The following is a 17,275-nucleotide window of genomic DNA, read 5'->3' as shown; positions in this document are numbered from 1 at the left end:
CAAAGCCGGGGTGTGTTGGGGGGGGGGGGGGGGGGGGGGCGGCGCCTCCGCGCCCCCCGCGCGGGGGGGCGGGGGGCGGGCGCCCCCCCCCCACGGAGCGGTTCGAATGCCTATCGCACCGGCGGCGCGGCCGGGTCCTTGCAGTAGGGCAGTTCGGGCGGGCAGGGCGTCAGGATCGTGGAGAAGTACTGGAATGCCGAGAACAGCGCGACCGGGCCGCCGACGGTGATCAGTCCGACCATCGATCCCACCGCGCCGAAGGTGGCCGCGCCGAGCACACAACCGGCGATCGTCGCACCGACCCAGGGCAGCAGCAGCGCGATCACCGGGCTGGCGATCGTCGCTCCCGCCGCGGCGCCGAGCAGGCAGCCGACGCCCCCACCCAGAACGGCACCGATGATGGCGCTGATCGCACCGCCGATCGTGACCCGCTGGGTGAACGCGCCGAGCGCCAATTGATCGCGCGGGGTGAAGGACTCCGCCACCGGCTTCGCGGCTTGCTCCACGGTGACGATCTCGGCCTGGGAAATCGGCGCCACCGCGATGCCGCGCTCGCGAGACGGGGTCAACGTCGCGGTATTGCCCTCGATCCGGGCCGCGATCGGATAGGCCATGGCATCCATGCGATAGGTCAGCGGCACGGCCGCCACCGGTGTGCCGGACACGTCGGTGAGCACGAGCTGATCGCCGACGGTCTGGAGTTTGCCGTCGGTGCTGATCACCGCCGAGTCGCCTTGGCGGCTCACCTCATAGTGCACCTCTTGCTGCGCCGGTTCGGGCGCCGCGTGGGTGGCGCCCGCGCTGACGCCGACGGCCACCGCCGCGAGTACCGCGGTGACAACGGAATTTCGCAACTTCATCGTTGCTCCTCATCAATCGTTTTCTGCAAGCCCGTCCCGGATCTCGCCGGGGCGGGAGTCTGGGGAGTGCCTATTTGCCGGTCTCGATGACGTCGCCGGTGAGCACCCAGTGGTCGCCCTCGAATCGCTGAATCCGGACCGCCTCCATGGGGAAGGCGTCATCGGCGCCGGTGGTGAGCGTGATGCCGGGCAGCAGCAAATCGACGCCGACCTGGTTCAGCGCGCGCATGGAGTCGCGAAGCCCTTCGCGGGTAGGGCATTTCGCGGCAGCCATGGTCTTGTGGAAGCTCTCCGCGGCCGCCCACCCGACGACCGTGTACTGGTTGGTCGGATCGGCTCCCGGCGCGTATTTCGCCAGCTTCTCCTTGTAGCCGCGCATCGCGGGATCGGCTTCCCACTGCAGGTCGGCCGGGTCCTTGGTGAACGCCGCCGATACCACGCCCTGCACGTTGGCGAAGCCGACCGGCTTCAACGTGCTGATGGTGTTGGCGACCTGCGAGACGATGTGCAGCGGATTCCAGTCGGTGTTGCGTGCCTCGGCCGCGAGCGCCTGCGAGGCGAACTTGGGTGTGGAGAAGTTCAGCAGCACATCGGCTTTCGAGGCGGCCAGGTTGCGCACCTGCGCTTCCACGCTGGGATCGGTGACCTCGTAGCTCTGGTCGGCGACCACCGTGACGCCGCTGCCCGCGACGGCTTCGCTGAAGCTGGTCAGCAGATCCTTGCCGAAGTCGTCGTTCTGGTACAGCACGGCCACGGTCGCGTTCGGCCGCTGCTGGCGCACGTACTGGGCGAAGGCGCGGGCTTCGGTGCGATAACTGGGCTGCCAGCCGATGGTCCACGGATGCTTGTCGTCGGCGCCCCACTTCGTCGCGCCGCCCGCCACGAACACCTGCGGTACCTTGCGCTGGTTCAGGTAGTCCCACACCGCCGAGGAGGTCGGCGTGCCGAGGGTCTGGAAGACGGCGAACACCTGGTCCTGTTCGACCAGCCTGCGGGTCTCCTCCACGGTTTTGGGCGGTTGGTAGCCGTCGTCGCGCACCAGGTACTCGACCTTGCGGCCGTCGATCCCGCCGTGCTCGGCGTTGAGGTAGTCGAAATAGGCCCGAACGCCTTTGGGTAGCTCGCCATACGCGGACGCGGGCCCGGAGAGCGGGTAGATTCCGCCGAGTTTGATGCTGGTGTCGGTGATGCCCGTGGTCTGCTGTCCCCGGCAGTCGCCTTGTCCGACGGTGCCGCCGTCGTCGGCGCGGCCTCCGCAGGCCGTGACGGCGAGCAGGACGGCAGCCGCAACTCCCGCGGTGCGGATCGCCTTAGTGCGCATTGGTTTTCCCTTTCCGAACGAGGTGTTCGAGCCAGCGCGCCGCCCGGCCGGCGAGCCCGGCCAATCCGTTCGGCGCGAGGTACATGACCGCGATGATCAGCAGTCCGAAGATGACGCCGGGCGCGGCCTGATTGACGTCCTGGGCGAAGCTCGGCACGTACATCAGGAACAGCCCGCCCAGCAGCGGCCCCCAGTGCGAGCCGAGCCCGCCGACGACCAGCCCGGCCAGCAGGGTGATCGAGAGACCGACCGCGAAAGAGTCCGGGGAGACGAACCCGATCACCCAGGTGTAGACGCAGCCCGCCATCCCGGCGAGCATTCCGCTGTAGGCGAAGGCGAGAGTCTTGTAGAACGCCAGGCGCACGCCCATCACCTCGGCGGCGATCTCGTTGTCGCGGATGGCGTGCAAGGCCCGGCCGATCCTGGACCGCAGGATGCCGGCGACCAGCAGGAAGCTCACGGCGACGGTGGCCAGTGCGAGGAAGTACAGCCACTGGTCCTCGGCCAGTCCCGTCCACGCCGGTGGCGCCGGTTTGGCCAGCGTCAGGCCCATCGAACCGCCGGTGAGGAATTCGACGCGTTTGAGCAGCGGGACCAGGAAGATCGCGATGGCGAGGGTGACCAGCGCCAGATACAGTCCGCGCAACCGCAGCGCGGGCACGCCCAGAGCGAGTCCCAACGCGAACGTCACCGCCGCGGTGACCGGGACCGTCGCGAGATACGGAGCGTCCCATCGGTCCATCAGAATCGCCGCACTGTAGGCGCCGACACCGAAGAAGGCGCCATGCCCAAGGGAGATCTGACCGGTGTGGCCCACCAGTAGGTTCAGGCCGAGCAGTGCGATCGCGTAGATCATCGCCATGGCGAGCTGGAAGGTACGGAACGGCACCAGCTGGAACGGCGCGAGGCAGGCGAGGACGAGCACGACGGCGATTGCCAGCGTCCGCCAGCGCGTCGTCACCAGTTCCAGCAGACGTGCCGGGCGGGGGGCAGCCGGTGCCGCCACGGACTCGTCGACCGCCGAAGCAGCCGTCACCGTGTTCGGAGTGCGCATGTCGCTCATACCCTTTCCACCACCGCTCGGCCGAACAGCCCCTGCGGGCGCAGCAGCAGGACGCCGAGGATGATCACCAGCGGCACGCCGATCTCGAGTTCGGTGCCGATGACGTCGACGTACGCGCCGGTGAGGGTCTCGGCGACGCCGACGATCAGGCCACCGGCCACCGCGCCGCCCGGACTGTCGAATCCACCGAGCGTCGCCGCCGCGAAGGCGTAGATCAGCACTCCGCCCATCATGTTGGGCTCGAGGAACAGCAGCGGCGCCGACAGCACCCCCGACACCGCGCCGACCAGCGCGGCAAGCCCCCAGCCGAGCGCGAGTACGGTGCCCACCCGGATCCCGACCAGCCTGGCCGACTGGGGATTACAGGCGACCGCCCGCATCGCCAGTCCGATCTTGGTGTACCGGAACAGCAGGTAGAGCAGCCCCATCACCACGCCGACCACGGCGAGCACCCCGAGGCTGCCGTACCCGGCGGAGACCCCTCGGGCGCGCAGCGCGCCCTCCGGGAACGGATTCGGGAACGACTTCACCTGGAACGACCAGATCCAGCCCGCCGTCGCGTTGACGAAGAAGTACAACCCGACCGTCACGATCACCAGCGTGAGTTCGGGCGCGCCCTCGACCGGCCGGATGATCACCCGCTCGATCAGCATGCCGCCGGCGAACGAGACCGCGAGCGTGGCGATCAGCGCCAACCAGAACGGCATGCCGTGCTGGGTGAACTGCCAGGCCAGGAAGGCCGAGAACATGGCCAGCTCACCTTGCGCGAAGTTCACGATCCCGGTGAACCGGTAGATGAGCACCAGCGCCAGCGCCAATCCGGCGTAAATGGCTCCGGCGGTGAGCCCTTCGATGATCTGCTGTAGGAACCCGGCCATGGTCAGACCCGGTATCCGAGGTAGGACTGCGCGACCTGTTCGTCGGCGCGTATCTCGGCCGCGGTGCCGGACAAGACGATCCGCCCGGATTCCAGGACATGCGCGTGGTGGGCGGTCTCCAGCGCCAAGTGGGCGTTCTGCTCGACGACGATCACTGTTGTGCGTTCCTCTTCGTTGATGGTGTGCACGATCCGAAAGAGTTCCTGGGTGACCAGGGGAGAGAGGCCGAGCGACGGCTCGTCCAGCAGCAGCAACCGTGGCCGCAGCATGAGGGCCCGGCCGATGGCCAGCATCTGCTGCTGTCCGCCGGACAGCCCGCCCGCCGGCTCGCGCAGCCGTTCTTCGAGCACCGGGAAGTAGTCGAAGACCCGGCGCAGATCGGCTTCGACGCGCACTCGATCACGGTGCCGGTAGGCGCCGAGCCGCAGATTCTCCTCGACGGTCAGGGGCAGGAATGTCCCGCGGCCTTCCGGCACGTGCGCGACACCCGCGCGGGCCACGGCTTCCGGGGCCCGCCCGGTGACTTCGACACCATCGATGCGCACGCTGCCGCGGGCCTTGACCATGCCGCACAGAGCTCGCAGCAGTGTGGTCTTGCCCGCCCCGTTGGGACCGAGGATCGCGCACACCTCGCCCTCGGCCACCTCGAAGGTCAAGCCCTGCAATACTTTCGCGCCCCCGTAGCCCGCGTGCAGTTCGGTGACGGTCAGGAACGCGGTCATGCCGCCGTCCCTAGGTAGGCGCGAATGACGGCCGGATCGCGTTGCACGTCTTCGGGTTTGCCCGCGGCGATGACCCGGCCGAACTCCAGGCACACCACGCGATCGCAGGTGCCCATGACGAAGCCCATGTGATGCTCGACGACTATCACGGTGAGGTCCAGTTCGGCGCGCAAGGCCCGCAATCGGTCGGCGAACTCGTCGACCTCGCCGTGGCTGAGCCCGTTGACCGGTTCGTCGAGCAGCAGCAGTCGTGGTCGCACGGCCAAGGCCCGGGCCAGCTCGATCCGCTTGAGGGTGCCGAAGGGAAGCCCGGCGGCAGGCCGGTCGGCCACGTCCGCGAGGTCCAGCCGGGTCAGCAGGTCATCGATCTGCTCGCGCAACTCGCGCTCTTCTCGACGCACCCGGGGAAGACGCAGACCGGCGGCGACGAATCCGGCCTCCGCTCGGTGGTGCGCGCCGACCAGGACGTTGTCCCGGACCGACATGCGCGGGAAGAGGCCGAGGTTTTGGAAGGTCCGGGCGATGCCGAGCCCAGCGAGGGCGTACGGCCGTACCGCCAGCAAGTCCCGGTCCTGATACCGGAGGGTGCCCGTGGTGGGCTGATACCGCCGGGTCAGGCAGTTGAACAGGGTGGTCTTGCCCGCGCCGTTGGGCCCGATCAGTCCGACCATCTTGCCGGGGTCGACGTGGAACCCGACCTCCTGCAGGGCGGTGATGCCGCCGAAGCGGACGGTGAGGTTGGTTATCTCGAGCATGTGTCCTCCGGCCCACGTGCGAACGTGGGTGCGACTCAGTGCGGGGACGGCGCGGTCGTGCGACCGGCGTGTAGAACGTGGCCAGCGTAAATTTGCTGGTCAGGCTGCACATTGGACACAGCGGCCCAATCTCGGGCGTCCGGTTTGTCCGCTGCGGACACATGCCGGGACCGGGTGGCTCGGTTGACATATCCGGACAGGGCCATGGAGTATCCCCGGATATGTCAGCTAGATCACACCAGGTCGACGCGAGTGGTTCGGCGACGATGCTGGCCGAGCGGACGCGGATCGTCAGCGAGCTGTTCGACCACGCGGACGACATGGCCGCTGCCGGGATGTCGGCCATCATCGCCCAGATCCCCGCGTACGCCGCCCGTGATCTGAGCTTCCAGGCCGACGTGCACGACCAGTTGGCCCAGCTGTGCCGGACGGGACTCGGCGCACTGCTGGAGCGGCGCAGAATTACCGTCGACGACGTGTCCTACACCCGTCGCGCGGCGGCACGCCGCGCCCAAGCCGGGCTCGCTTTGGTGGACTACATCAACGCGTTCCGCCTCGGCCAGCAGGCGTTGTGGAAGTCTCTGGTCGCCCATGCCGGCGACACGGAGGCCGGGCGCGAGGCGGCGCTGTCGATGGTTACCCCGCTGTCGCGGTACTGCGATCTGATCAGCACCCAGGCGGCCAACGCGTATCTGGAGTTCCAGCAGTATTTCTCCACCGAGGCGAGCCGGGACAGCGCGCAGTTGATGGAAAGCCTGCTCGATGGCGTGCTGCCCGAGCGTGGCGCGCTGCTGACCACGGCGCAGGGCCATGGGATCGGTCTGGCGAAGTCCGCGCCCATGGTGGTGATCGACGCGGTCGTGCTGAAGGTGACCGACCGGGGCGATGGCCGGGCCGGGGGGTCGCGCGAATTGAATGCGCAGGCAGGGCACCTCGCGTCCGCCGCGCTCACCCGCACCAGCGTCAACGGGCTGCGCACACTGTCGGTGGTACGCGGGTCGGACATCGTCGCGGTGCCCGCGCTCGGCCGGGGCGGCACCGCCGAGGAGTTGTGCGACCGGCTGCGGGCGATGACGCAACGATTGCGCGCGGAGGGCATCACGCTCGGCGTCGGAGTCAGCGCGGTCGTCACCGATATCGGGGAAATCCCGCAGGCATACCAGCAGGCGCGTGGCGCGCTGGAGCTGCTGCCCGAGGACGGCGGGGTCACGGCGCTGCCGTGCATCACGCCGTTTCGGTATCTGATGCTGCGTGCCGACGACACCGCGCGGCGGCTGGTCGACCCGCGGATCCGCGCGCTGCTCTCCGACGACCGAGCCCGCGGCGGCGTGCTGGCCGAGACCATCCGCGCCTTCGCCCGCGCCGATATGAACCTGCGGGAAGCCGCGGACGCGCTGTGCATCCACCACAACACCGCCAAGTATCGGGTGCGCCGCATCCAGGAACTCACCGGGCGCAATGTGCGCAGTGTCGAGGATCTGGTCGATCTGCTCGTGGCGATCGAACTACACGCCACCGCGAAGTAGCCGGTACCGGCTGTCCAGGCCGTCGAGCAGCGATTCCAGGCCGACCTCGAAGGCGTCCCGATCGATCCGCTGCTGCCGATCGGCCAGCAGGTGCGCCTCGTTCAGATGCGGATACGCATCGGTGTAGACGGCCGCGTCGGAAGGGAAGCCGCCGGCGAACGAGCCGAGGGACGCACCGGTGAGGAAATAGCGCATGAGCGTTCCGACGGTGGTGGCCTCACGGCGCGGCCAGCCCGCCGCGACCAAGCCGCCGAAGACAGCGTCGGCCATGCGCAGTGCGTTCGGCCGTTGTCCTGGGCCGCTGGCCAGCGCGGGCACGATACGCGGATGCGCGGCCATAGCGGTGCGATAGGAGCGCGACCAGGCGCGCAGTGCCGATCGCCAGTCCGGATTGCCTGCGGAGATTTCATCGAACATGGAGATGTCCACTTCGCCGAGTACCGCGTCGACCATGGCGTCGATGAGGTCGTCCTTGGTGCGGACGTGGTTGTACAGGGAGGGGCCCTGCACACCTAGTTCGGTGGCCAGCCGCCGGGTGGAAACGGCCGCCAGCCCCTCGGCGTCGACGAGGGCGAGCGCGGTCGCGATGATGCGCTCGCGGGTCAGCAGCGGCCTGCGGGGTCTGGCCATGGGTCTCCTTTCGACCCTCGCATTCTCGCAATGAAGCTTGCGGCGCTGGTTCCGGTGCCCTACGGTGAGACGGAAACTTGCGCTGCTAGTTTTTTGGAGAGCGATGTCGAGATTCATCAGGCGGTCGGTGTGAACGCGACGCTGTCACTGGCCAGCATCCTGGCCGAGCAGGCGCGGCGGCGCCCGGACCGGACCGCGCTGATCGACGGGGCGCAGCGAATCACCTTCGCAGAGTTGTGGAATCGGGCGCGCGGGCTGATCGAACTCGGGGTGCGGCCCGGTGACCGGGTGGCGCTGATGTGCCCGAATGTCGCGGATTTCCCGGTCGCCTATTACGCGATCCTCGCCGCGGGCGCGGTGGTGGTTCCGGTGCATCCCTTGTCCACCTCCAGCGAGGCGGAATACCTGCTCGGCGATAGTCAGGCCCGGCTGCTGCTGTGTCATCCCGTGTTCGCCGAGGCGGGCCACCCGGCTGCCGCGGCAGCCGGAATCCCTTGTCGCGAACCGAATTCCCTGGTGGGGCAGCCGATCGTGTCCTATGTTTCGCGGCAGCCTGCGGACCCCGCGGTCGTGTTCTACACCAGTGGCACCTCCGGCAGGCCCAAGGGTGCCGAGCTGAGTCATCTGAACCTGGTGATGAACGCGACGGTCAACGCCTTCGACGCCAACGATGTCCGCGTCGACGACGTGGCGCTGGGCGCGCTGCCGCTCTCGCATCTGTTCAGCCAGACGGTCTCGATGAATTCGACCTGGCGCGCGGGAGCCACGCTGGTGCTGATGTCGCGCTTCGACCCCGCCGAAGCGATCCGGCTCATGGTCGCTCACGACGTCAACACTTTTCACGGAGTGCCGACGATGTACGTGCGGCTGATCGCCGCCGCCCGCGAGCTGACGGAACTGCCGAAGTTGCGGCTGTGCATTTCCGGTGGCGCCTCGCTGCCGCAGCCGGTGCTGGAGGCATTCGAGGAGACCTTCGGCGCGCCGATCCTGGAAGGCTATGGGCTGTCGGAGACTTCGCCGACCGCGGCGGTCGATCAACCGGATTTCGGCCCGCGGGTGGGTACCGTCGGGCACTCCATCTGGGGCGTCGAGGTGGAGATCGCCGATCCCGACGACCCGCAGCACGTCACCTTGCTGCCCACCGGTGAACTCGGCGAGGTGGTCATCCGTGGACGCAACCTGTTCAACGGCTATACCGGGAATGCGGCCGCGACGACGGCCGCGGTCGTCGACGGATGGTTCCGCACCGGCGATCTCGGCGTGCGGGACGCCGACGGCTATCTCCGCATCGTCGACCGGATCAAAGAGATGATCATCCGCGGTGGGTACAACGTGTATCCCAGCGAGGTGGAGGCGGCGCTGCTGCGGCATCCGGATATCGCCGCGGTCGCGGTCATCGGTATCCCGGATGACGTGTACGGCGAGGAGATCTGCGCGGTCGTCGTTCCCTCCGGTCCGATCACCGCCGATCAGGTTATCGCTTTCGCGCGTGAGCATTTGGCGAAGCACAAGTATCCACGCCGGGTTGAATTCGTGGCGGAACTACCGCTCGGGCCGAGTCATAAAATTCTCGAACGGAAGCTGAAGGAGCAGTTCGCGTGAGGGTGTTCGGGGATTTCGACGCCCTGCGCGCGGCGGTCGGCGAAGACCTCGGAACCAGCGATTGGATCACCGTCGATCAGGGTCGAATCGACCAATTCGCGGTAGCCACAGGCGATTTCCAGTGGATCCACGTCGACCCGACGCGCGCCGCGCATGGCCCCTATGGGCGCACGATCGCGCACGGGTTCCTCACTCTCGCTTTGCTCGTCCCGATGACTCAGCAGGTGTTGTCGGTGACGTGCGCGAAAATGGCCGTCAATTACGGACTCGGCAAGGTCAGGTTCATCTCTCCCGTTCCGGCCGGAAGCCGGGTTCGCGGCTCGGTCGCGCTCACTTCGGTGACCGATATTCCCGGTGGCGTGCAAACCGAGCGTCGTATAACAATCGCCGTCGAGGGGGCGGAGCGTCCGGCATGTGTCGCCGAGAGCATTGTGCGGTACCTCGGCTGAGTTTGCGGATACCCTTCTTCATGGCACACTTCAGTTCTATTCCGATTCTTCGGCGACCCTGCCGGTCCGACTTGTGGTTGGAGCCAAAATTCGGTTCGTGACTTATGTGTGCGGCGCAGTGACAGTGCTCGATTGATCGTTCAGGATGAAAGCGTCCGTATCACAAATTCATTACGGACGTTCGTGAAAGGCTTGCAATGAAGCACCGAATTCGTCGCCACATATTCGCCGCAGCGATTGTCGCCGGCGCCACCACACTCGCCATGAGCCTCGGCGTCGCCGCCGCGGACGCGGAACCGGATGCGCGGTCTCCACAGCAGCAGCTCGTCGAGGAACTGAACGCGGGATTGGGGCCGGCGCCGGACGGCAGGCAGCCGAAGGCGATCGTGGACTCCGGCAGCAGCTCCGGTTCGTCTTCGCGCAGTTACGCATCCGCCGCGGTGGGTGAGGGTCCTGAGATGCCCGCCTACCTCGCGGCTTTCATGCACGGACTGGCTCATCCCGACGCATCTCCGCCGGGCTCCAACCGCGAGAACTGCACCCCGTCCCCGGCGCATCCGCGTCCGGTCGTCTTGGTGCACGGAACCTGGTTGAACGCCTACGACACCTTCGCCTATCTGTCGCCGCGGTTGGCACGGGCCGGATACTGCGTCTACGCCTTCAACTACGGCCGCTCCGGTCTCTTGGAAGGTGGTGGCATCGGCCCGATCATGCCCGGCCGCTACGGTGTCGGTGCAATGGAGGATTCCGCGCGCCAATTGCGCGATTTCGTCGAGCAGGTGCGCGCGAAGACCGGCGCGGATCAGGTCGACCTGATCGGGCATTCCCAAGGTGGCCCGGTGTCGAGCCAGTACATGAAGTTCGAGGATGGCGCCGACAAGGTGGGAAAACTGATCACCTTCGGAGCGACCCACCACGGCACCTCGCTGATGGGAATGGCGACTCTGGGGCGGATCATCACCAATCTCGGCATCAACATACTGGGTTTCTACGAACCCATCGTGGGCCACGCGAATATCCAGCAGGCGGTCGGATCGAGGTTCTACGCAAAATTGAACGAAAACGGTGACACCGTTCCCGGCGTCGAGTACACGTCGGTCGGCACCCGCCACGACGAGATCTCCAACCCCTACGAATGGACCTTCCTGACAGCGGGACCGGACGCGACGGTGCACAACATCACTCTGCAAGACGGCTGTGCCGAGGATTGGTCCGACCATCTCACGATCATGTACTCCCCACGCGCCGCCTCGATCGCCCTGCGCGCCCTGGATCCCGACGCGAATCCGAGCCTCGACTGCGCCTTCAACCCATGGATGATCGGAGGCGCCAGTCACTGAGCGACTGAAGCTTTCGGCCCGGCACCTGGTCTAGGTGTGCCACGCCCGCTCAGGCAGAGCGGCTGCGCCGGCACTGCCGAGGACCGGATGCCGGTCCACAGCTGCCGGATGACCCGGCACGGATTACCCGCGGCGAAGACCGGCGCCGGGTTTCCCGCGCAACATGCGGGGGAAACGCGGGCTCTCCGGCGCGGATGTCGAGGCGGCAAAGCGAGGTTCGTGCGGGCTGGATGCGATGATGACCTCTTGTGGTGGATTACACGACGGTTTTCGACCGGGTCAGGGGTTCTCTGCTGGGTGGGGCGATCGGGGACGCGCTCGGGTGGCCCATCGAATTCCTTCAGCTGAAGCAGCTTCGCCAACGCTATGGTGCCGAAGGGGTGACGGGTTTTCTCCCGCAACATGTGGAGGGTGCGCCGCAGCAGATCACCGATGACACCCAGATGACCTTGTTCACCGCTGAGGGGCTGTTGCGGTCGGTGCCGGGCGCTGATCCGGTGCCTGCGCTGCGCCGGGCGTACTTGCGCTGGTTGCAAACCCAGCGACAGGACGAGCCCGCGGCACAGGCGGATGGGTGGCTGGTGAGCCTGCCGTTTCTCTACGCGGTGCGCGCGCCGGGGAATGCGTGCATGTCGGGGCTCGGTCAGCAGGCACGGGGATATATCGCACCGGGATCGATCGGTGTGGCCGGTCCGGTGAATCCACAGTCGAAGGGATGCGGCACGGTGATGCGGTCCGCGCCGTTCGGACTCGCCGGGCTCGGGCCTGATCGTGCGTTCACCGCCGCCGCACGGGCCGCGCAGTTGACCCACGGGCATCCGACCGGATACATCGCCGCGGGCGCGTTCGCGGCGCTGGTCGATCGCGTACTGAGTGGTGTCGAGCTGCCGATCGCGGTGCAGGAGACGGTCGCTCAGCTCACGGCGTTCCCCGCGAGTGAGGAGACGACGGCCGCGCTGACCCGAGCCGCCGAGCTGTCCGGGCAACCGCCCGCCGCCGAACTGGTCGAGCAGGTCGGCGCCGGATGGGTCGCCGAGGAGTGCCTGGCCATCGCGGTGTACTGCGCGCTGTACGCCGCGAAGACCGGTGATGTGCGCGCGGCGCTGTTGCTGTCGGTCAACCACTCCGGTGACTCCGACTCCACAGGTGCCGTTGCCGGAAACCTGATCGGTGCCGTCCATGGTGTTTCGGCGCTGCCGCTGGACTGGGCGGCTGCGGTCGAGGGGCGCGATGTGCTGGTTCAGGTCGCCGACGACCTCGTCATGAACTTCGGTGTCGGCGATCGGTCCGCGCTCGGCGCCCGGTACCCGCTCGACAAGGGTCTGTGAAGATCGGCAGCGATCAGGGCGAGGAGGCGTCGCGTTCGCTACTGGTCTCCTCGCCGGGATCTCCCGGTGCGGTCCGCTGTCGGCACACGTCGAGCACGCGGCTGCGCAGCCACCGATGAGCCGGGTCCGCGTCCAGCCGGGCGTGCCAGAGCAGTGACACCGTCACCTCCGGAGCGCGGAAAGGCAACTCGAAGGAGTGCATTCCGCACCGCAGGTTGGTGGTGTGCCGCCCGGGGACCGTGGCAACCAGATCCGAGGCTCGTGCCAGAGCCAAGGCGGCACTGAAGCCGTCCACCACGGTCACGACTTCCCGCTGGCGTCCGGTCGGGTGTAGTGCCTCATCCACCAGTCCCTCGGTCAGCCCGCGTCGTGAGACGTGCACATGCCGTGCCGACGCATACCGGTCGGTGGTGACTTTCCCGGTGCTCAGCGGATGCTCGCCGCGCACCACACCGATGAACCGGTCGGTGAACAGCGGGGTGCTCACGATGTCGGGGGGCGGATCCTGCTCGATGACGCCCGTCTCCATGTCGACGCTGCCATCTCGCAACGGACCGATGTCCTTCTTCGTCTTCTGCACGAAACGCAGCCGCACACCCGGTGCGTCGGTCCCGACCTCCGCCACCAATTCGGGTCCGAACCTCTCTACGAACCCATCGCTGCTGCGCACGGTGAAAGTTCTCGTCAGGATCGCCAGGTTCAGCTCTTCCGCCGGCCGCAAGACCTCTTCGGCCGCGCGGACCAGGCCGTGGACCCGGTCGCGGAGGTCCAGGGCGCGGGGCGTGGGCACCAGTTCTCGGCCTGCCCGCACCAGGAGGGGGTCGCCAGTGGCTCTCCGCAACCGAGCGAGCGCACGACTCATCGCGGACGGACTGAGCGCGAGCCGTTGCCCCGCCCTGGTCACGCTGCCCTCCTCGAGCAGAACATCCAGGGTGACCAGCAAATTCAGATCGGGCCGCGCCATGTTCCCACGATCTCACAAATCAGCCATACATGGCGTTGCGTGCACAAATACCTTTCCATCTTTGCGTCTTCCGCCAGGTCATGGGGAGATCTACCGTCCATGACGACCCCTTTTACGCCGAGAAGAGGACACCCGTGAGATCAGCAACGCCTCCGGGCGCCGAAGCTCAGCAGGCATCGCCCGCGCAGCGTCCACCACTGGGCTGGACGCTGACCGCCCTGTCGTTGTCGATGCTCTTGCCCTCGCTGAGCATCAGCATCGCCAACGTCGGCCTGCCCGCCATGGCCGTGGCATTCGACGCTTCCTTCAACGAGGTCCAGTGGGTCGTGATCGCCTATCTGCTGGCCATCACGACACTGATCGTCGGGGCAGGCCGACTCGGTGACCTCACCGGCCGGCGTCGCCTCTTGCTCGGCGGCATCACCGTGTTCACGATCGCGACGCTGCTGTGCGGTCTCGCTCCGGATCTGGTCTCCCTGGTCGCGGCCCGGGCGCTGCAAGGCGTCAGCGCCGCGTGCATGATGGCGCTGACCATGGCCTTCGTCGGCGAGACCGTGCCAAAGGATCGCACCGGCAGCGTCATGGGACTGCTCGGAACGATGTCGGCGGTCGGCACCGCGCTGGGACCGTCCGCCGGTGGAGTCCTCATCGCCCTCTTCGGCTGGCGCGCGATCTTCCTCATCGGCGTGCCCCTCGGACTGCTCGCGCTCGCGCTCACGATATGGGTGCTGCCCAGCTCCGCGCCGGTAACCAGCTCCGCACGACGGCGTTTCGATGCCACGGGCACGGCCTTGCTTGCGATCACCTTGGGCGCGTACGCGCTGGCCATGACGATCGAAGGAAACGATTCCGGTCCACTCGCCCTCGGATTGCTGATCGCATCCGGAGCGAGCCTCGGCCTGTTCGTCCTCGCCGAGAGCCGCGTGGCATCCCCGCTGCTCACCCTATCGATGTTCCGTGATCGCGTCCTCGCCGCCGGGCTGACGACCAGTGCACTGGTCTCGACCGTCATGATGACCACCCTGGTCGTCGGCCCTTTCCACCTCACCCTGGCACTCGACCTCGATCCGGCCGTCGTCGGGTTGGTGATGTCGGCAGGCCCCGCGGTGTCCGCTCTCACCGGTGTCCCGGCCGGACGCGCCGCCGATCGCTTCGGCGCCCAATTCATGGTGATCGCCGGGCTCTGTGGCGTCATCGTTGGCACCACGGTGCTCGCTGTGATGCCAACGGCCGCAGGCGTTCTCGGATACATCCTGCCTTTGGTCCTCACGACTGCCGGATACGCGATATTCCAAGCGGCCAACAACACCGCGGTGATGAAGGACGTCTCCGCGGACCAGCGTGGCCTGGTGTCGGGCATGCTGAATCTGTCCAGGAACCTGGGTCTCATCACCGGCGCATCGGTCATGGGAGCGGTCTTCACGTTCGCGGTCGGCACGAGTGATGTCACTTCGGCCTCCTCGGCGGAGGTCGCCAGGGGAACTCAGCGGGCCTTCGCCCTCGCGGCTCTCCTCGTGACCCTGGGACTGGCCACGGTCCTGTGGCTGCGCATGTCCCGGCGCGACGCGCTCCGGCCGGCACCCGCCCGTAAGAACCAAGGGGAATAGCCCGACTCACCGCTCCTCGGTGCCGAGGAATCGGAACATCCTCCGGCGCACCATCTCCGGGCGACACGACCCGCGGATCCGCATGCGTTCCCGTCAGGGCAGCAGCTGCCGGGTGAGCGCGTCGGTGGCCCAGTCTTGCCAGTCCTGGCTGGTCCAGCCGCGTTCGTGGACGAGCAGGTGGTAGGTCTCGGGTGCGAGGACGGCCAGGGCGATGTCGGCGGCGCGTTCGGGATCGATTCCCGCGCGCAGGGCCGTCTTGGCGGCCAGGGCCTCGCTGAGGCGTAGTTGCACCGTATGGCGCTGGGCGATGTTGGTCCGCCACAGCTCGGCCAGTTCCGGGTCGGTGGCCGCGGCCGAGCGGACCGCCTCCAGCAGCGGAGTGACCCTGCCCAGGATCGCGCCGGCCGCGGCGACCTGAAGCCGGATCTGCTCAGCCGCGGGTGCATTCACGGCCTCGGTGAACCAGGGGCGGTCGAGTGTGGCGATGGGCTCGGTGTCGCCCGCGATCTCGACGTCGAGCAGCTCGGTCAGAATCGCGCGCTTGGTGGCGAAGGTGAAGTACAGGGTCTGCACGGCCATTCCGGCTTCCTCGGCGATGGCCTTCATGGTGGTCGCGGTGTAGCCGCGGGCGGTGAACAGTTCCCGCGCGGCCGCCAGCATGCGAGCGCGGTTGGCTGAGGTACGGGCGGCGCGTACGCCGGTGTTCTTCGGCATGGATCAGATGCTACTTGACTGGAGTATGACTCCAGTGGAATATTTCACTAGATCTTTGCTCTAGCGAAAGGGAAAGCGAATGGGTGGGAAAGGGCGTTTGCGACTGCTGCTGATCACCGTTGTCGAGCTGGTGATCTTCTTGGACACCACGGTGCTGAACGTGGCGCTACCCGAGATCGGCAGGCACTTCGACCTGGGTGAAGCAGGACTGGGCTGGGTGACCAACGCCTATCTGCTCGCGTTCGGCGGGTTCATGCTGTTGGGTGGTCGTGCGGCCGATCTGTACGGTCCACGTCGCATGTTCGGCATCGGTTTGGCGGTATTCACCGTCGCCTCCGCTCTGGCCGGATTCGCGAACACGGCGTGGCTGCTGATCGCCGCGCGGGCTTTGCAGGGTGTCGGTGCGGCCGTGGTGATTCCGGCGCAGCTGGCCTTGCTGACCGCGGCGTTCACCGAACCAGCCGCCCGGCGCCGGGCGTTCGGCGTGTGGAGTGCGATGGGTGCGGCCGGTGCGGCGATCGGCACCGCGGTGGGCGGTCCGCTGACGGATGCTTTCGGCTGGCCGTCGATCTTCCTGATCAACCTGCCGGTCGGTGTGCTGGCGCTGGCGTTGCTGCGATCGCTGCCCGCGGATCCGCCCGCCACGGAAGGGGCCGACGGGCGGCTCGACGTGCCCGGTGCCCTCACCGGAACGGCCGCGTTGCTGATCATCGGATACGCGATCGGGGCGTGGGGCGATCCAGGCACCCGCGTTCCGGCCTCGGCCCTGCTCGGCCTCGGCGTCGTCCTCTTCGCCGCTTTCCTGGTCATCGAGATGCGCAGCCCGCACCCGCTGATGCCTTTGCGGCTGTTCGCGATTCGCCAGGTGACCGGTTCCTCGGCGGTGAACGCGCTCGTCGGTGCGGCGCATGTTCCCGCGTTCGCGCTGCTCGCGCTGTATCTGCAGAACTCCCAGGGCTACAGCCCGACATCGTCCGGCTTGGCGGTGCTGCCCGTCGCGGCGGTCAACATCGCCGTCTCCCGCACGCTGATCCCGTTCGCGCTGGCGCAGATCGGCCCGCGCGGCGTGCTGGCTGCCGGAATGGCGTTGCAGGCCGCGGCACTGGCCTGGTTCGCCAGGCTGCCCGACCACGTGTCGTATGTCACGGATGTGCTGCCCGCGGCGATCGTGTTCGGCATCGGGCTACCCGCCGCCTTCGTCGGTGTCACGGTCCCGGCCGTCACCGCGGTGGGCGAGGCCGATCGCGGCATCGCCGCGGGTGTCGTGAACACCGCGCAGCGCGCCGGCTCCGGGATCGGTGTGACAGCCGTGCTCCTGCTCGCCCAAACGGTGACCGAAAGGTCCACCGGCAGTGCGTCCTTCGTCGACGGTATCCGTGCCGGGTTCGCCGCCGCCGCCACGTTGGCGCTGCTCGGCTGCCTGCTCACGGTCGCGCTGCTGCGTGTTCCGCGTACCGATTCCGCTGCGGCACGCGGTAGCGAGGCCGCGCCGTCCACGCGGCGCTGACAGCAGGAG

16 protein-coding genes are annotated in these 17,275 nt (G+C 67.6%); 7 read left to right on the top strand and 9 right to left on the bottom strand.

Annotated features, from left to right (window positions below):
• Window positions 1-110 precede the first annotated feature (110 nt).
• The 6 genes from AB0M45_RS08435 to AB0M45_RS08410 form a co-directional block, all read right to left on the bottom strand.
• A complete protein-coding gene (locus AB0M45_RS08435) occupies window positions 111-860 on the bottom strand; it encodes a hypothetical protein (RefSeq protein WP_364324352.1) in 750 nt (249 codons plus the stop codon).
• 70 nt (window positions 861-930) lie between these two features.
• Window positions 931-2,181, bottom strand: a complete 1,251-nt coding sequence (locus AB0M45_RS08430) for an ABC transporter substrate-binding protein (RefSeq protein WP_364324349.1) — start codon at window positions 2,179-2,181, stop codon at window positions 931-933.
• Entirely contained in the window at window positions 2,171-3,244 is a 1,074-nt protein-coding gene (locus tag AB0M45_RS08425) for a branched-chain amino acid ABC transporter permease (protein WP_364324346.1), read from the bottom strand. Before AB0M45_RS08425 ends, AB0M45_RS08430 begins: the two co-directional genes overlap by 11 nt.
• Entirely contained in the window at window positions 3,241-4,122 is an 882-nt protein-coding gene (locus AB0M45_RS08420) for a branched-chain amino acid ABC transporter permease (protein ID WP_364324343.1), read from the bottom strand. The genes AB0M45_RS08425 and AB0M45_RS08420 overlap by 4 nt, the downstream gene beginning before the upstream one ends.
• A 2-nt stretch (window positions 4,123-4,124) precedes the next feature.
• The gene (locus AB0M45_RS08415) at window positions 4,125-4,844 is read right to left on the bottom strand and encodes an ABC transporter ATP-binding protein (RefSeq protein ID WP_364324340.1); all 720 of its coding nucleotides are present in this window, start codon (window positions 4,842-4,844) and stop codon (window positions 4,125-4,127) included.
• Entirely contained in the window at window positions 4,841-5,599 is a 759-nt protein-coding gene (locus AB0M45_RS08410) for an ABC transporter ATP-binding protein (protein ID WP_364324337.1), read from the bottom strand. The genes AB0M45_RS08415 and AB0M45_RS08410 overlap by 4 nt, the downstream gene beginning before the upstream one ends.
• Before the next feature lie 221 nt (window positions 5,600-5,820).
• Here AB0M45_RS08410 and AB0M45_RS08405 point away from each other — a divergent pair, with 221 nt between their 5' ends.
• The gene (locus tag AB0M45_RS08405; protein WP_364324334.1) at window positions 5,821-7,125 is read left to right on the top strand and encodes a helix-turn-helix domain-containing protein; all 1,305 of its coding nucleotides are present in this window, start codon (window positions 5,821-5,823) and stop codon (window positions 7,123-7,125) included.
• Here the strand turns inward: AB0M45_RS08405 and AB0M45_RS08400 are convergent.
• Window positions 7,105-7,755, bottom strand: coding sequence for a TetR/AcrR family transcriptional regulator C-terminal domain-containing protein (locus tag AB0M45_RS08400; protein WP_364324331.1), 651 nt, complete (start codon window positions 7,753-7,755; stop codon window positions 7,105-7,107). The genes AB0M45_RS08405 and AB0M45_RS08400 overlap by 21 nt on opposite strands.
• A 30-nt stretch (window positions 7,756-7,785) precedes the next feature.
• Between AB0M45_RS08400 and AB0M45_RS08395 the strand changes: the two genes are divergently transcribed.
• From AB0M45_RS08395 to AB0M45_RS08380, 4 genes are all read left to right on the top strand, one after another.
• Entirely contained in the window at window positions 7,786-9,357 is a 1,572-nt protein-coding gene (locus tag AB0M45_RS08395; RefSeq protein WP_364324328.1) for a long-chain fatty acid--CoA ligase, read from the top strand.
• On the top strand, window positions 9,354-9,806 hold the full coding sequence (locus AB0M45_RS08390) for a MaoC family dehydratase (RefSeq protein WP_364324325.1): 453 nt from the start codon (window positions 9,354-9,356) through the stop codon (window positions 9,804-9,806). The genes AB0M45_RS08395 and AB0M45_RS08390 overlap by 4 nt, the downstream gene beginning before the upstream one ends.
• 197 nt (window positions 9,807-10,003) lie before the next feature.
• Entirely contained in the window at window positions 10,004-11,146 is a 1,143-nt protein-coding gene (locus AB0M45_RS08385; protein ID WP_364324322.1) for an alpha/beta fold hydrolase, read from the top strand.
• Window positions 11,147-11,397: 251 nt separating this feature from the next.
• Window positions 11,398-12,474, top strand: coding sequence for an ADP-ribosylglycohydrolase family protein (locus tag AB0M45_RS08380; protein WP_364324319.1), 1,077 nt, complete (start codon window positions 11,398-11,400; stop codon window positions 12,472-12,474).
• Window positions 12,475-12,487: 13 nt separating this feature from the next.
• Here AB0M45_RS08380 and AB0M45_RS08375 read toward each other — a convergent pair whose 3' ends face one another.
• The gene (locus AB0M45_RS08375) at window positions 12,488-13,438 is read right to left on the bottom strand and encodes a LysR family transcriptional regulator (RefSeq protein WP_364324316.1); all 951 of its coding nucleotides are present in this window, start codon (window positions 13,436-13,438) and stop codon (window positions 12,488-12,490) included.
• A 134-nt stretch (window positions 13,439-13,572) separates the two neighbouring features.
• Here AB0M45_RS08375 and AB0M45_RS08370 point away from each other — a divergent pair, with 134 nt between their 5' ends.
• Window positions 13,573-15,045: an MFS transporter gene (locus AB0M45_RS08370; RefSeq protein WP_364324313.1), complete on the top strand. Its 1,473-nt coding sequence runs from the start codon at window positions 13,573-13,575 to the stop codon at window positions 15,043-15,045.
• A 93-nt stretch (window positions 15,046-15,138) separates the two neighbouring features.
• On the opposite strand, the gene AB0M45_RS08365 is transcribed toward AB0M45_RS08370, so the two are convergent.
• Window positions 15,139-15,759, bottom strand: coding sequence for a helix-turn-helix domain-containing protein (locus tag AB0M45_RS08365; RefSeq protein ID WP_364324310.1), 621 nt, complete (start codon window positions 15,757-15,759; stop codon window positions 15,139-15,141).
• 79 nt (window positions 15,760-15,838) lie between these two features.
• Here AB0M45_RS08365 and AB0M45_RS08360 point away from each other — a divergent pair, with 79 nt between their 5' ends.
• A complete protein-coding gene (locus AB0M45_RS08360) occupies window positions 15,839-17,266 on the top strand; it encodes an MFS transporter (protein ID WP_364324306.1) in 1,428 nt (475 codons plus the stop codon).
• The last annotated feature ends 9 nt before the right edge of the window (window positions 17,267-17,275 follow it).

The sequence above is a fragment of the Nocardia sp. NPDC051787 genome (genome assembly GCF_040681325.1).
Lineage (GTDB): Bacteria > Actinomycetota > Actinomycetes > Mycobacteriales > Mycobacteriaceae > Nocardia.
Note: the sequence above shows the minus strand (reverse complement) of the source record. Positions and strands in the feature narration are given on the sequence as shown.

Bases quoted from the DNA above. Each gene is read 5' to 3' on its own strand.
- AB0M45_RS08435 (WP_364324352.1), bottom strand. From the start codon at position 860: ATGAAGTTGCGAAATTCCGTTGTCACCGCGGTACTCGCGGCGGTGGCC.
- AB0M45_RS08430 (WP_364324349.1), bottom strand. From the start codon at position 2,181: ATGCGCACTAAGGCGATCCGCACCGCGGGAGTTGCGGCTGCCGTCCTG.
- AB0M45_RS08425 (WP_364324346.1), bottom strand. From the start codon at position 3,244: ATGAGCGACATGCGCACTCCGAACACGGTGACGGCTGCTTCGGCGGTC.
- AB0M45_RS08420 (WP_364324343.1), bottom strand. From the start codon at position 4,122: ATGGCCGGGTTCCTACAGCAGATCATCGAAGGGCTCACCGCCGGAGCC.
- AB0M45_RS08415 (WP_364324340.1), bottom strand. From the start codon at position 4,844: ATGACCGCGTTCCTGACCGTCACCGAACTGCACGCGGGCTACGGGGGC.
- AB0M45_RS08410 (WP_364324337.1), bottom strand. From the start codon at position 5,599: ATGCTCGAGATAACCAACCTCACCGTCCGCTTCGGCGGCATCACCGCC.
- AB0M45_RS08405 (WP_364324334.1), top strand. From the start codon at position 5,821: ATGTCAGCTAGATCACACCAGGTCGACGCGAGTGGTTCGGCGACGATG.
- AB0M45_RS08400 (WP_364324331.1), bottom strand. From the start codon at position 7,755: ATGGCCAGACCCCGCAGGCCGCTGCTGACCCGCGAGCGCATCATCGCG.
- AB0M45_RS08395 (WP_364324328.1), top strand. From the start codon at position 7,786: ATGAAGCTTGCGGCGCTGGTTCCGGTGCCCTACGGTGAGACGGAAACT.
- AB0M45_RS08385 (WP_364324322.1), top strand. From the start codon at position 10,004: ATGAAGCACCGAATTCGTCGCCACATATTCGCCGCAGCGATTGTCGCC.
- AB0M45_RS08375 (WP_364324316.1), bottom strand. From the start codon at position 13,438: ATGGCGCGGCCCGATCTGAATTTGCTGGTCACCCTGGATGTTCTGCTC.
- AB0M45_RS08365 (WP_364324310.1), bottom strand. From the start codon at position 15,759: ATGCCGAAGAACACCGGCGTACGCGCCGCCCGTACCTCAGCCAACCGC.
- AB0M45_RS08360 (WP_364324306.1), top strand. From the start codon at position 15,839: ATGGGTGGGAAAGGGCGTTTGCGACTGCTGCTGATCACCGTTGTCGAG.